Origin of the sequence: Pseudomonas sp. NPDC086251 (assembly GCF_044746405.1) — a bacterium.
GTDB lineage: Bacteria > Pseudomonadota > Gammaproteobacteria > Pseudomonadales > Pseudomonadaceae > Aquipseudomonas.
This window is the reverse complement of the sequence record NZ_JBIVBY010000039.1, coordinates 38,128-52,323: the sequence shown is the minus strand read 5'-3', so window position 1 is coordinate 52,323 and position 14,196 is coordinate 38,128. Positions and strand designations below refer to the sequence as shown.

The following is a 14,196-nucleotide window of genomic DNA, read 5'->3' as shown; positions in this document are numbered from 1 at the left end:
CAATTAACTACCCTCTGAAGCAAGCTCCGCTAATGGCGCGCGCTTCGCATGATATTCACCGGCCTAACTTACTACATTACCTACGACTCTGGCAGGCGCCGTCTGTAACCCTTTGTGAAACACTTTCTACACGATATTCGCTAATGCTCACGAGGCGAAATACGAAAAACCTATCGCCCCGCCAAAAAACCTCGTTTTACTCACTACGCCCGCGGTAACCCCAAGCCAGCATGTATTGCTCCCGGGAACTGCCACGAGAAGAGTCTGGCTTGATCATCTGGATCTTGTCGAATTTCCGACGAGCCTCCTTCAGGTACACATCAAACCCTTCGCCCTGAAAAATCTTGATCACGAAATTACCACCGGGCTTGAGTATCCGTTCCGCCAAATCAAGCGCCAGCTCGCAAAGAAACATGGCTTTTGGCATGTCCACTTCAGGCGTACCACTCATATTGGGGGCCATATCGGAAATCACAAGGTCCACCTGCGAATTACCTACGGCTTCAAGGATCCGCGCGAGCACTTCGTCCTCGGTGAAGTCACCCTGAATGAAAGTCACGTCCGGAATACTGTCCATTTCCAGAATGTCCGAGGCGATCAGACGCCCCTCACCACCGATCAGACGGCTAGTCACCTGCGACCAGCCCCCTGGCGCCGCACCCAGGTCCACAACGCTCATGCCGGGACGGATCAGTTTGTATTTCTCCTGGACCTCCAGAAGTTTGTAACTCGCACGCGAGCGGTAGCCATCCTTCTGCGCCTGCTTCACATAGGGATCATTGACATGTCTTTGCAGCCATTTAAGGCTTGTCTTGGAACGGGCCACGGGCCACCTCGAAAATAAAACGGGTCGTGATTAACTGGGCGGTCCCGGACTCGCTCGGGTAAACTGGCCGCCGCTTTTTACAAGATCAGACGCAGGGGTCAGATTATGCCGCTCACTCAAGAGCAGAAGAAACAGTACAAATCCATTGGCCACCATCTGAAACCGGTTTTGATCGTGGCTGACAACGGTTTGACTGAAGGTGTGTTAGCCGAACTCGAACGCGCTTTGGCGGATCACGAGCTGATTAAAATCAAGCTCAACATCCTCGATCGCGAATCGCGCCTGGCGTCCGTTGCAGAACTTTGCAAGGTCGGCAAAGCGGATCTGGTTCAAGTCATCGGCAAGATGGCACTGATTTACCGCAAGAACTTCAGCGTCAACAAGCAGCTGTCGAACGTTCATCGCTTCAAGTAATGACAAGGGTCAAGGGTGTGCTTCGCGCACCCTGCCGCTCCATCCAGGCACCGGTTGCAACACCAGCACCAACCCGGAAAAACCCAGCACCAGGTAGCTGAACACCTGCCAACGCACCGCATCCGGCCAGCCGAAGCGCACCGCGAAAAACATCCCGCACGCATACAGCGCCATCAGCAGCAGTTGCCCACGAATATCGCGCCATAGACTGACAAGGCCCTCGGCCTGAACCAGCACCAAAGCCTGAAAAATCACACACACTGCGGCGAATCCCACCATCAGCGCATTCAGCATGCCTGCAACTTCGTCGATCAGCAGCGGCGCCAGGCCAATCTGGCCCAGCACCGGCAGCAGACCAATGTGTAACAGCCACAGGCCGCCCACCCACAACATCTGAGTCAGTTGCCAAAACATGGCGCCCGCACGTAGCGGGCGCCGCTGTTTAGATGTGGCGGACTTCGACAATCTCGTACTCGATAACGCCACCTGGCGTTTTCACGGCAACCACATCACCCTCTTCCTTGGCAATCAAGGCGCGGGCCAGTGGCGAACCGACCGAAATCTTGCCGAGTTTGAAGTCAGCCTCATCCTCACCCACGATGTGGTAAGTGACGCTTTCATCCGTCTCGACGTTGGCGATTTCAACGGTGGTGCCGAAAATCACTTTGCCGGTGTGAGGAATGGTCGTGACATCGATGATGACCGCATTCTGCATGCGGCCTTCGATGTCACGGATCCGCGCCTCGACCATACCTTGCTGCTCGCGAGCAGCGTGGTATTCGGCGTTTTCCTTCAAGTCACCCAACTCGCGGGCCGTCCCGATGTCCTGGCTAAGCTTCGGACGGACGACCTTGGTCAGGTGAGCGTGTTCTTCTTCCAGGGCTTTGGCGCCCTGAACGGTCATTGGGTACTTGGTTATGCTCATGCCTTCAATCCTGCGTGTAGATCCTGCAAGCGGCGTACGGTCTTCTCGGGACCGAACTTCAGCGCTTCGCAGATGGCTTCGCCAGCAGCAATGGTGGTGGTGCAGTAGATCTTGTGCTGCAAGGCATTACGACGAATGGAATAGGAGTCAGCGATCGACTGACGGCCTTCGGTGGTGTTGATGATCAAGGTGACTTCGTCATTCTTGATCATGTCGACCACGTGCGGACGACCTTCGGTCACCTTGTTCACACGACGCACTTTCAGGCCTGCGGCTTCAATCAGCTTGGCAGTACCGGCCGTGGCGACCACTTCGAAACCCAAGTTGATCAGATCACGGGCCACGCCTGCAACCAGTGGCTTGTCATCGTCACGCACGCTGATAAACGCGGTACCGCCGGTAGGCAGCACTTCGCTGGCGCCCATTTGAGCCTTGGCGAAGGCTTCGCCGAAGGTGTCGCCCACGCCCATCACTTCACCGGTGGACTTCATCTCCGGGCCCAGGATCGGGTCCACACCAGGGAATTTGGCGAATGGGAACACCGCCTCTTTCACGCTGTAGAAGTTCGGGATGATCTCTTTGGTGAAGCCGATTTCCTTCAGGGTTTTACCGGCCATCACACGCGCTGCGATCATCGCCAGGGAAACACCGATGCACTTGGACACGAACGGTACGGTACGGGAAGCGCGCGGGTTGACTTCGATGACGTAGATGTCTTCGCCTTGCAGCGCCAACTGAACGTTCATCAGGCCGACAACGCCCAGTTCCAGGGCCATTTTCTTGACCTGTTCGCGCATCTCGTCCTGGATGTGCGCCGGCAGCGAGTACGGCGGCAGGGAGCACGCGGAGTCACCGGAGTGAACGCCGGCCTGCTCGATGTGCTGCATGATTGCGCCGATCACCACGTCGGTGCCGTCGCACACCGCATCCACGTCCATTTCGATGGCGCAGTTGAGGAAGTGGTCAAGCAGCACCGGGCTGTCGTTGGACACTTTCACCGCGTCACGCAGGTAGCGCTTGAGTTCTTCTTCTTCGTAGACGATTTCCATCGCACGACCGCCCAGTACATAGGATGGACGCACCACCAGCGGGTAACCGATCTTGGCGGCAGCACGAATCGCTTCGTCTTCGCTGCGCACGGTGGCGTTTGGCGGCTGGCGCAGGTTCAGGCGCTCAACCATTTGCTGGAAGCGCTCGCGGTCTTCAGCGCGGTCGATGGCGTCAGGGCTGGTACCGATGATCGGTACGCCAGCTTCTTCCAGGGCACGCGCCAGTTTCAGCGGGGTCTGGCCGCCGTACTGGACGATCACGCCTTTGGGCTTCTCGACGCGGCAGATTTCCAGCACGTCTTCCAGGGTCACTGGCTCGAAGTACAGGCGATCGGAGGTGTCGTAGTCGGTGGAGACGGTTTCCGGGTTGCAGTTGACCATGATGGTCTCGTAACCGTCTTCGCGCAGCGCCAGCGCCGCGTGTACGCAGCAGTAGTCAAACTCGATGCCCTGGCCGATACGGTTTGGACCGCCGCCGAGGATCATGATCTTGTCGCGGCCCGATGGCGCGGCTTCGCACTCTTCCTCGTAAGTCGAGTACATGTAGGCAGTGTCGGTGGCGAACTCGGCCGCGCAGGTGTCAACGCGCTTGTAGACCGGGAAGATCTCGAGCTTGTGACGGTGGCGACGCAGCGCCTTCTCGGTGACGCCCAGCAGCTTGGCCAGACGCATGTCGGAGAAGCCTTTGCGCTTGAGGCGGAACATCACGTCGCGGTCGATGCTGGCCAGACCCAGGGTCTTGACCTTCTCTTCTTCCTTGATCAGGTCTTCGATCTGTACCAGGAACCACGGGTCGATCATGTTCATGCCGAAGATGTCTTCGACCGACAGGCCGGCGCGGAAGGCGTCAGCCACGTACCAGATACGCTCGGCGCCCGGCACGGTCAGCTCGCGCTTGAGCACGCTCATGCTTTCCGGGCTGCTCAGGTCGAGCTTCTCGTCCAGACCGCAAACGCCCACTTCCAGACCGCGCAGGGCTTTCTGCAGGGATTCCTGGAAGGTCCGGCCGATGGCCATGACTTCACCGACCGACTTCATTTGAGTGGTCAGGCGTGCGTCGGCTTTCGGGAATTTTTCGAAGGCGAAACGTGGCAGCTTGGTGACGACGTAGTCGATCGACGGCTCGAAAGACGCAGGCGTCGCGCCGCCGGTGATTTCGTTCTGCAACTCGTCCAGGGTGTAGCCGATCGCCAGCTTGGCAGCGATACGCGCGATCGGGAAACCAGTGGCTTTCGAGGCCAGTGCCGAAGAGCGGGAAACACGCGGGTTCATCTCGATCACGACCATACGGCCGGTGTCCGGGCAGATGCCGAACTGAACGTTGGAGCCGCCGGTTTCAACGCCGATCTCACGCAGTACCGCCAGGGAGGCGTTACGCATGATCTGGTATTCCTTGTCCGTCAGGGTTTGTGCCGGAGCCACGGTGATCGAGTCACCGGTGTGCACGCCCATCGGGTCAAAGTTTTCGATCGAGCAAACGATGATGCAGTTGTCCTTCTTATCGCGAACAACCTCCATCTCGTATTCTTTCCAGCCGATCAGGGATTCGTCGATCAGCAGCTCTTTGGTCGGCGACAGGTCGAGACCGCGGGCGCAGATTTCTTCGAACTCTTCACGGTTGTAAGCGATACCGCCACCGGTGCCGCCCATGGTGAAGGACGGACGGATGATGCACGGGAAGCCGAGCTTTTCGAGGACCGCATTGGCCTCTTCCATGCTGTGGGCGATACCGGAGCGCGGGCAATCCAGGCCGATGGACTTCATCGCCTTGTCGAAGCGCGAACGGTCTTCAGCCTTGTCGATGGTGTCAGCGTTGGCGCCGATCATCTCTACGCCGAACTTCTCCAGAACGCCTTCACGCTCCAGATCCAGTGCGCAGTTCAGCGCAGTCTGGCCGCCCATGGTTGGCAGCAGCGCGTCTGGACGCTCTTTTTCAATGATCTTGGCAACGGTCTGCCACTTGATCGGCTCGATGTAGGTCGCGTCGGCCATGTCCGGGTCGGTCATGATGGTCGCTGGGTTGGAGTTCACCAGGATGACGCGGTAACCCTCTTCGCGCAGGGCTTTACTGGCCTGGGCGCCGGAGTAGTCGAATTCGCAGGCCTGGCCGATCACGATCGGGCCAGCGCCGAGAATCAGGATGCTTTTTATGTCTGTACGTTTTGGCATGGGTTTGTCACTCAAATCCGCAGGTCAGTCGGCAAGCCGTCTTGTTCAATCTGTGAAGCCTTGAGGGGGCCGCCGATATCGGGACCGCCCTCAAGCTCTGCAACATCAAGGCGAGCGATTAGCGTCGCTTGGCCATTTCGTTGATGAAGCGATCGAACAATGGCGCTACGTCGTTCGGGCCAGGGCTGGCTTCAGGGTGACCCTGGAAGCTGAAGGCGCTCTTGTCGGTAAGTTCGATGCCTTGCAGGGTGCCGTCGAACAGCGATTTGTGGATCGCGCGAACGTTGGCTGGCAGGGTCGTTTCGTCTACCGCAAAACCGTGGTTCTGGCTGGTGATCATTACCACACCGCTGTCCAGGTCCTGGACCGGGTGGTTGGCACCGTGGTGGCCGTGACCCATTTTCAGGGTCTTGGCGCCGGAGGCCAGGGCCAGCAGTTGGTGACCGAGGCAGATACCGAAGACCGGAATCTCGGTTTCCAGCACATCCTTGATCGCCTGGATCGCGTAGTCGCAAGGCTCCGGGTCACCAGGGCCGTTGGACAGGAACACGCCGTCCGGCTTCAGGGCCAACGCTTCAGCAGCGGTCGTTTGGGCCGGCACCACGGTCACGCGGCAACCGCGCGCGACCAGCATGCGCAGGATGTTCAGTTTGACGCCGTAGTCGTAGGCCACCACGTGGTACGGCAGCTCGGAGGCGTCGATGGTCGCGTGGCTGTCGGTCTTCAAGTCCCAGACAGTCGAGCGCCACTCGTACTTCTCTTTGGTGCTGACGACTTTCGCCAGGTCCATGCCTTTCAGACCAGGGAAGCCCTGGGCGGCGGCGATGGCGGCTTCTGCGGAAATGTTGTCACCGGCCATGATGCAGCCGTTCTGTGCGCCTTTTTCACGCAGGATGCGTGTCAGGCGGCGGGTGTCGATACCGGCGATTGCCACAACGTTGTTGGCTTTCAGGTAGTCGGACAGGGACATCGTGTTACGCCAGTTGCTCGCCACCAGTGGCAGGTCACGGATGACCAGGCCAGCGGACCATACGCGGTCGGACTCGGCGTCTTCCGGTGTAGTACCGGTGTTGCCGATGTGCGGGTAAGTCAGGGTAACGATCTGTTGGGCGTAGGAAGGATCGGTAAGGATTTCCTGATAGCCGGTCATGGCGGTGTTGAACACCACCTCACCAACGGTTTGACCGTCGGCTCCAATGGCTTCGCCGCGAAAAATGCTGCCATCAGCAAGGGCGAGTATGGCTGGCTTAGTCAAGAAGACCTCCCGTAAATAAAGCCTGAAAGGGCGATCGCAGGTTGTAAAAAAGCGGAGTGACGTATGGACACGTCACCCCGCTTCTTCACCGAATAATTCTGCGCGCTTTTAGTGGACACACTAAAGCTGTAGCTTACAGAAAAAGGCATTTTTGGTCTACCGCCAATGAGCCTTAAAGGCCGGAGAATGCGACAGGACGTCGCTTGGCGGGGTAAAACCGGGCTCAAACGCTGGGTTCGAGCCCGATTTCGGGCGCATCTTAACGCAAATCGAGCACGTCTTGCATGTCGTAAAGACCTGCTTCACGACCCTCCAGCCACAACGCGGCACGTACCGCGCCCTTGGCGAAGGTCATGCGACTTGAAGCCTTGTGCGTGATTTCGAGGCGCTCACCTTCACAGGCGAACAGCACCGTATGATCGCCGACCACATCACCGCCGCGCACAGTGGCGAAACCGATCGTTTCACGCTCACGCGCACCGGTGTGGCCTTCACGCCCGTAGACCGCGACTTTCTGCAGATCGCGATCCAGCGCACTGGCGATCACTTCGCCCATGCGCAACGCCGTGCCCGAAGGCGCGTCAATCTTGTGCCGGTGGTGAGCCTCGATGATTTCGATGTCCGCCTCATCACCCAGCACGCGAGCAGCCATGTCGAGCAGCTTCAGCGACAGGTTCACACCCACACTGAAATTGGCCGCGAACACGATCGGAATGTCCTTGCCCGCCTCGGCCAGCAACTGCTTCTGCGCAGCGTCCAACCCGGTCGTGCCAATCACCATGGCCTTGCCCGCCTTGCGACAGAACGCCAGGTTTTTCAGCATGACTTCCGGCAGCGTAAAGTCGATCAACACGTCGAACTCATCAGCCACTGCTTCGACATGACCGGACAACGGCACGCCGATGCGTCCGAGCGACGCCAGCTCACCGGCATCCACACCAATTAGCGTGCTGCCGGGGCGCACAATCGCCGCCGTCAGACCGGTCAACGGCGCGCGCTGCTGCACGGCCTCGACCAGGATTTTGCCCATGCGTCCAGCAGCGCCCATCACAGCTATACGTCGCATGCTCACTCCTTACAAATCGCCGAAGAAGCGCTTCACGCCTTCGAACCAACCGGTGGTTTTCGGCGAATGACTGTTGTCGTCTTCCAGCGAGCTGCGGAACTCTTCCAGCAGTTCGCGCTGACGACGACCCAGGTTGACCGGGGTTTCAACCGCCACGCGACACATCAGGTCGCCAGCACCGCCGCCACGCACTGGCGCAACGCCCTTGCCACGTACACGGAACTGCTTGCCGGTCTGAGTCCCTTCAGGGATTTTCAGTTTGACTCGACCATCAAGGGTCGGAATCTCCAGCTCGCCGCCCAATGCAGCGTCGACGAAGCTGATGGGCACTTCGCAGAACAGGTGCTTGCCGTCACGCTGGAAGATCGCGTGCTCGCGCACATTGATCACCACGTACAGGTCGCCAGTCGGCCCACCCTGAGCCCCCGCCTCGCCTTCGCCAGACAGGCGAATGCGGTCACCGGTATCGACTCCGGCCGGCACTTTCACCGACAGGGTCTTGTACTCTTCGACACGGCCTTCGCCGTTGCAGGAATTGCAGGGGTCGGAAATGATCTTGCCCTGGCCATGGCAGCGTGGGCAGGTCTGCTGCACCGAGAAAAAGCCTTGCTGCATGCGCACCTGGCCGATACCGCCGCACGTCGGGCAGGTAACCGGCGAGGAGCCTTTCTTGGCACCCGAACCGTCGCACGGCTTGCAGTTGACCAGTGTCGGAACACGGATATTCACGGTGGTACCGCGCACCGCTTCTTCCAGGTTCAGCTCCAGGGTGTAGCGCAGGTCGCTGCCGCGCTGAGCGCCGCCACGGGCACCGCCGCGACCGCCACCGAAGAAGTCACTGAAGACATCGCCAAAGATGTCGGAGAAATTCTGACCGCCAAACCCGGCACCGCCACCACCCATGCTCGGGTCGACACCGGCATGACCGTATTGGTCGTAGGCCGCGCGCTTGCTGGAATCGGACAGCACTTCGTAGGCCTCGTTGGCCTCCTTGAACATCTCTTCCGATGCTTTGTCATCGGGATTACGGTCCGGGTGGTGCTTCATCGCCAGGCGACGGTAGGCCTTTTTCAGGTCCGCTTCGCTTGAGCCGCGCTCAACACCCAATACTTCGTAATAGTCACGCTTTGCCATAAGTCTTTGCACTCTTAAGGACGTCCGGCAAACCTCTCCTGAGCCTTGCCAAACTCGTTGAGCCCCAATACAGGCCCGGACCCAACTCACGTCAATTCAACGATCCTGGTCTTTGATTCGATGCGGTACTGTCGGCTCGAAAAGCAGGAGCATCTTCGGCCATACCATCAACATCCGAACGCTGTCGCATGCTGTAAAAATTCGTGTACTCCAGACACGCCAACGCGGGAGCAGGCTCCCGCGCGGCGACATCCTACCAGTCACCGCCTAAAGGCAGTCAACCGGCCGACCAACAACTTACTTGTGGTCTTTGACTTCTTCGAACTCGGCATCGACAACGTCGTCTGCTTTTTCAGCTTTCTCTTCGTGCGGTGCAGCGCCTTCAGCAGGCTGAGCTTGTTCGGCGTACATCTTCTGCGCCACTGGAGCGGAGACTTTCGACAGCTCTTCAACCTTGGCTTCGATTGCAGCCTTGTCGTCGCCTTTAACGGCGGCTTCCAGAGCAACAACAGCCGCTTCGATTGCAGTCTTCTCTTCAGCAGTCACTTTATCGCCAGCGTCTGCGACCATTTTGCGAGTCGAGTGAACCAGCGCATCGCCCTGGTTGCGAGCGGTTGCCAGCTCTTCGAACTGGCGATCGGCGTCGACGTTGGCTTCAGCATCGCGAATCATCTGCTGAATTTCTTCCTCGGACAGACCGGAGTTGGCCTTGATCACGATCGACTGAGTCTTGCCGGTGGCCTTGTCTTTGGCGCCTACGTGCAGAATGCCGTTGGCGTCGATGTCGAAGGTCACTTCGATTTGTGGCACGCCACGTGGTGCTGGTGGAATCTCGGCCAGGTCGAACTTGCCCAGGGACTTGTTCTGTGCGGCTTGCTTACGCTCACCTTGCAGCACGTGAATGGTCACTGCGCCCTGGTTGTCGTCGGCCGTCGAGAACACTTGCGATTTCTTGGTAGGAATCGTGGTGTTTTTCTCGATCAGCGCGGTCATCACGCCACCCATGGTTTCGATACCCAGGGTCAGCGGGCTGACGTCGAGCAGCAGAACGTCTTTCACGTCGCCAGCCAATACGGCGCCCTGGATCGCAGCACCCATGGCAACGGCTTCGTCCGGGTTCACGTCTTTACGTGCTTCTTTACCGAAGAACTCGGTCACCAGCTTCTGAACCAGTGGCATACGGGTCTGACCGCCTACCAGGATCACGTCGTTGATCGCGCCAACGTCAATGCCGGAGTCTTTCAGCGCGATGCGGCAAGGTTCGATGGTGCGCTGAACCAGATCTTCAACCAGCGCTTCGAGCTTGGCGCGGGAGATTTTCACGTTCAAGTGCTTAGGACCGGTGGCGTCTGCAGTGATGTACGGCAGGTTCACGTCGGTCTGCAGGCTCGAAGACAATTCGATCTTGGCTTTTTCAGCGGCTTCTTTCAGGCGCTGCATGGCCAGCGGGTCACCTTTAAGGTTCATGCCGCTTTCTTTCTTGAATTCGTCAACGAGGTAGTCGATCAGACGAATGTCAAAGTCTTCACCGCCCAGGAACGTGTCACCGTTGGTGGCCAATACTTCGAACTGGTGCTCGCCATCGACTTCAGCGATTTCGATAACCGAAACGTCGAAAGTACCGCCGCCCAGGTCGTAAACGATCACGGTGTGATCGCCTTTCGCCTTGTCCATACCGTAAGCCAGAGCAGCTGCGGTTGGTTCGTTGATAATACGTTTTACGTCCAGGCCAGCGATGCGGCCGGCATCTTTAGTGGCTTGACGCTGGCTGTCGTTGAAGTAGGCCGGAACGGTGATCACCGCTTCGGTCACTGGCTCGCCGAGGTAGTCTTCGGCGGTCTTCTTCATTTTCTTCAGAATTTCAGCCGAGATTTGTGGCGGCGACATTTTCTGGCCGTTCACTTCTACCCACGCATCACCGTTGTCAGCCTTGGCGATTTTGTAAGGAACCATCTTGATGTCTTTCTGTACGACTTCTTCGTCGAACTTACGACCGATCAGACGCTTCACCGCGTACAGGGTGTTATGCGGATTGGTCACAGCCTGACGCTTGGCCGACTGGCCCACGAGGATTTCGCCATCGTTGGCGTAAGCGATGATCGACGGCGTGGTACGCGCGCCTTCGGCGTTTTCAATAACTTTGGCTACGCCGTTTTCAAGCACGGAGACGCAGGAGTTGGTAGTCCCCAGGTCGATACCGATAATTTTGCCCATGTTCACTCTCCCGAAACTTTGGATTTGGTTGCCGCAGCAGTGGTGGCTAACTGCGGTAGCACTTAAACGCTTGACTTCTAAATGGGGGCCTTGCGGCTAATTTCAAGCCTGCTCGTCAATCGAAGGCGAAACTGGCGCAGGGGCCTTGCTGACCACAACCATGGCCGGGCGCAGCAGGCGACCGTTGAGCTGATAGCCCTTCTGGAACACCTTCAGGACGCTGTTCGGCTCGACGTCGGCGCTTTCCTGCATGGCCATCGCCTGGTGATGCACGGCATTGAACGGTTCGCCGTGCGGATCGATCGCTTCCAGCTGATAACGCTTCAGGGTGTCCTGGAACATTTTCAGGGTCAGCTCGATGCCTTCGCGCATTGGGCGGATGCTTTCGTCATCCGGGTTGGACAACTCCAGGCCACGCTCCAGGCTGTCGATGATCGGCAACAGGTCGCCGGCGAATTTTTCCAGCGCGAACTTGTGAGCCTTTTCGACATCCTGCTCGGCGCGACGGCGGACGTTCTGCAGATCGGCGGCAACACGCAAAGCCTGATCCTGTGCGCCTGCCAGTTGCTCTTCGAGCACTTGTACACGAGCCGCCAGGTCTTCGCCCGAAGCCTCGGGGCCCTGGTTGGCGTCTAGATTTTGCGTATCCACTGTCTGTTCGTCAGCCATAGATTTCTCCTTTCAATATCGTCCGCGAGCTCAACTCGCGCTTCTGCCCAGCTATATGGGGCCGCAAAATCGAGCTTCAAGGGGTTTGTTGTGATTAACCCTACAAAAAGCGCTGCATTGTCATTCCTCACCGAACTAAGGCTTTCGTCGGATCAAGCAAATCGAGCTAAGGCAGGGCATTGTCAGCCAGAAACAAAACACTGTATAAATAACCAGACCTAAAGCCTGGGAGCGGCCTTTATGCTGGTGCACCTGTCCGTACATAACTACGCCATCGTTGAACATCTCGATCTTGAACTCGATCGCGGGATGAGCGTGATCACTGGGGAAACCGGCGCCGGCAAGTCGATCATGCTCGACGCCCTGGGCCTGACCCTGGGCGATCGCGCCGACAGCGGCGTGGTCCGCCCCGGCGCGGACAAGGCCGATATCCTGGCTACCTTCGACCTGGTCGATATCCCGGAAGCCAGCGCCTGGCTGGCCGAGCGCGATCTCGAAAGTGACGGCCCCTGCATCCTGCGCCGGGTGATCACCGCCGAAGGCCGTTCGCGCGGCTACATCAATGGCACGCCCTGCCCGCTTGGCGATCTCAAGGCCCTGGGCGAATTGCTGATCGATATCCACAGCCAGCATGAACACCAATCCCTGCTCAAGACCGACACGCACCGGCGCTTGCTCGATGAATACGCCGGTGCCACCGACCTTGCCCGCCAGGTACAACTGGCCGCCCAACGCTGGCGCCAGACTCGCCAGGAACTGGAACGCCTCTCCAATTCCGGTGACGAGCAACGCGCTCGCCACCAATTGCTCAGCTATCAACTCGAAGAACTGGAAAACCTCGGCCTCGGCGAAAACGAGCTGGAGCAGCTCGAACAGGAACACAAGAACCTGACGAACGCCGAAACCCTGCTGGGCATCTGCCGGCAAGTCGTCGAGCAATGCAGCGAAAGTGATTCCGGCAATGTCTTGAATGCCCTCACGGCCAGCCTCAATCGCTTATCGAGCGTCAACAACTCGATCGGCGCACTGGGCGAAGCCAGCAGCCTGCTGACCAGCGCGCAGATCCAGGTCGAAGAAGCCGTAGGCGAACTGAACCGCTTCCTTGATAACTTCGATGCCGACCCGGCACGCCTGCAATACCTGGAAGAACGCCTCGATGCGATCTACACCATGGCGCGTAAACACCGGATCCAGCCAACCGAAGTCGCCGAGATGCAGCAACGCCTGCTGGATGAAATCGAAACCCTGAATGCCAATGACGAGTCCATCGAGCGACTGAGCGATGAGCTCGCCTCTTATGCCCGCCATTATCAGGAGAAGGCTCGCGAACTAAGCGATTTGCGCCATCAAGCGTCGAGCAGCCTGGCCAGTGCCGTGGAGCAGGAAATCCAGCGACTGGGCATGCCCGGTGGTCGTTTCACCATCGAACTGCGCCCGAACAGCAGCAATGAGCTGCTGCCCAACGGGCTCGAACAAGTAGAACTGTTGGTGAGCGCCAACCCCGGCCAGCCATTAAAAGCCTTGGCCAAAGTAGCCTCGGGCGGCGAGCTGTCGCGAATCAGCCTGGCTATTCAGGTGATCACTGCGCAGACCTCTCGCGTACCGACCTTGGTGTTCGACGAAGTGGACGTGGGTATCGGCGGTCCGACCGCCGAGATCGTCGGCCAATTGCTGCGCCGACTGGGGGAACGCGGACAGGTGTTGACGGTGACCCACTTGCCGCAAGTGGCAGCCCAAGGTCATCAACATCTATTTGTGCACAAGGTGCGCGGCGAAGAGGCGACTCACACCGCCGTTTCCAAGCTGAGCAAGAACGAGCGTGTCGAAGAAGTGGCACGGATGCTCGGAGGCATCGACCTCACCAAGGAATCCCTGGCTCACGCCAAGAAGATGGTCGTCACCGCAAAAATTTAACACTGGCAGAAAGCACGAAGGCGACCCTGGGGTCGCCTTCGCTCGTTTCGCGAACCTCAGGTTCGCGCGACATGCTTACTTTTTCTTGCGCACGTACAGTACAAGGTTGTGATCAACCATCTCGAAGCCATACTTGTCGACGATGGCTTTCTGCAGGCGCTCGATTTCTTCGTCGAAGAATTCGATCACTTCACTGGTTTCGACGTTGACCATATGGTCGTGATGCTTGCCGTCGTCCAGCTCGAAGACCGCATGGCCTCCGTCGAAGTTGTGCCGCACCACAAGGCCAGCTGCCTCGAACTGAGTCAGAACACGGTAAACCGTGGCCAGACCGACGTCCTCACCAGCCTCCATCAGCGCCTTGTAGACGTCCTCGGCACTCATGTGGCGTTGCTCGGCGGAATCGAGCATTTGCAGAATTTTGACCCGTGGAAGGGTCACTTTGAGGCCGGCTTTGCGTAGTTCGCTATTTTCAACCATGGTCAGCTTTCTCGCGATGCTGCTTCGCAGCTTCTCTTAATGCGGGTTTGATCGGCGTTTACGTTGTCCCAGCCAAGATAG

12 protein-coding genes are annotated in these 14,196 nt (G+C 58.4%); 2 read left to right on the top strand and 10 right to left on the bottom strand.

What is annotated here, in order from left to right; genetic code table 11:
- Positions 1–196 precede the first annotated feature (196 nt).
- Entirely contained in the window at positions 197–826 is a 630-nt protein-coding gene (gene rlmE / locus ACIPL2_RS30600; RefSeq protein ID WP_401363239.1) for a 23S rRNA (uridine(2552)-2'-O)-methyltransferase RlmE, read from the bottom strand.
- Between the two features lie 105 nt (positions 827–931).
- Between rlmE and ACIPL2_RS30595 the strand changes: the two genes are divergently transcribed.
- Positions 932–1,240, top strand: coding sequence for a YhbY family RNA-binding protein (locus ACIPL2_RS30595; protein WP_059403182.1), 309 nt, complete (start codon positions 932–934; stop codon positions 1,238–1,240).
- Between the two features lie 9 nt (positions 1,241–1,249).
- On the opposite strand, the gene ACIPL2_RS30590 is transcribed toward ACIPL2_RS30595, so the two are convergent.
- The 8 genes from ACIPL2_RS30590 to grpE all read right to left on the bottom strand — a co-directional run bounded on the left by ACIPL2_RS30590 (position 1,250) and on the right by grpE (position 11,721).
- Complete coding sequence (locus tag ACIPL2_RS30590; protein WP_401363234.1) at positions 1,250–1,654, bottom strand: MFS transporter; 405 nt, start codon at positions 1,652–1,654, stop codon at positions 1,250–1,252.
- A gap of 28 nt (positions 1,655–1,682) precedes the next feature.
- Positions 1,683–2,159: a transcription elongation factor GreA gene (gene greA / locus ACIPL2_RS30585; protein ID WP_033058235.1), complete on the bottom strand. Its 477-nt coding sequence runs from the start codon at positions 2,157–2,159 to the stop codon at positions 1,683–1,685.
- 2 nt (positions 2,160–2,161) lie between these two features.
- The gene (gene carB, locus ACIPL2_RS30580) at positions 2,162–5,383 is read right to left on the bottom strand and encodes a carbamoyl-phosphate synthase large subunit (protein ID WP_401363231.1); all 3,222 of its coding nucleotides are present in this window, start codon (positions 5,381–5,383) and stop codon (positions 2,162–2,164) included.
- Between the two features lie 118 nt (positions 5,384–5,501).
- Positions 5,502–6,638 carry a glutamine-hydrolyzing carbamoyl-phosphate synthase small subunit gene (gene carA, locus ACIPL2_RS30575; protein ID WP_401363228.1) on the bottom strand — a complete coding sequence of 379 codons (1,137 nt, stop codon included), beginning with the start codon at positions 6,636–6,638 and terminating at the stop codon, positions 5,502–5,504.
- Between the two features lie 259 nt (positions 6,639–6,897).
- On the bottom strand, positions 6,898–7,704 hold the full coding sequence (gene dapB, locus ACIPL2_RS30570) for a 4-hydroxy-tetrahydrodipicolinate reductase (protein ID WP_401363225.1): 807 nt from the start codon (positions 7,702–7,704) through the stop codon (positions 6,898–6,900).
- Positions 7,705–7,713: 9 nt separating this feature from the next.
- Positions 7,714–8,838, bottom strand: coding sequence for a molecular chaperone DnaJ (gene dnaJ, locus ACIPL2_RS30565; RefSeq protein ID WP_401363222.1), 1,125 nt, complete (start codon positions 8,836–8,838; stop codon positions 7,714–7,716).
- Between the two features lie 297 nt (positions 8,839–9,135).
- Positions 9,136–11,052 (bottom strand): molecular chaperone DnaK, encoded by a 1,917-nt coding sequence (gene dnaK, locus ACIPL2_RS30560; RefSeq protein WP_401363219.1) that lies wholly within the window; start codon positions 11,050–11,052, stop codon positions 9,136–9,138.
- Between the two features lie 102 nt (positions 11,053–11,154).
- Positions 11,155–11,721: a nucleotide exchange factor GrpE gene (gene grpE / locus ACIPL2_RS30555; protein ID WP_401363216.1), complete on the bottom strand. Its 567-nt coding sequence runs from the start codon at positions 11,719–11,721 to the stop codon at positions 11,155–11,157.
- A 240-nt stretch (positions 11,722–11,961) separates the two neighbouring features.
- Between grpE and recN the strand changes: the two genes are divergently transcribed.
- Positions 11,962–13,635: a DNA repair protein RecN gene (gene recN / locus ACIPL2_RS30550; RefSeq protein WP_401363214.1), complete on the top strand. Its 1,674-nt coding sequence runs from the start codon at positions 11,962–11,964 to the stop codon at positions 13,633–13,635.
- Between the two features lie 75 nt (positions 13,636–13,710).
- Here the strand turns inward: recN and fur are convergent, their stop codons facing one another.
- Positions 13,711–14,115, bottom strand: coding sequence for a ferric iron uptake transcriptional regulator (fur, locus tag ACIPL2_RS30545; RefSeq protein ID WP_003197684.1), 405 nt, complete (start codon positions 14,113–14,115; stop codon positions 13,711–13,713).
- Positions 14,116–14,196: the final 81 nt, after the last annotated feature.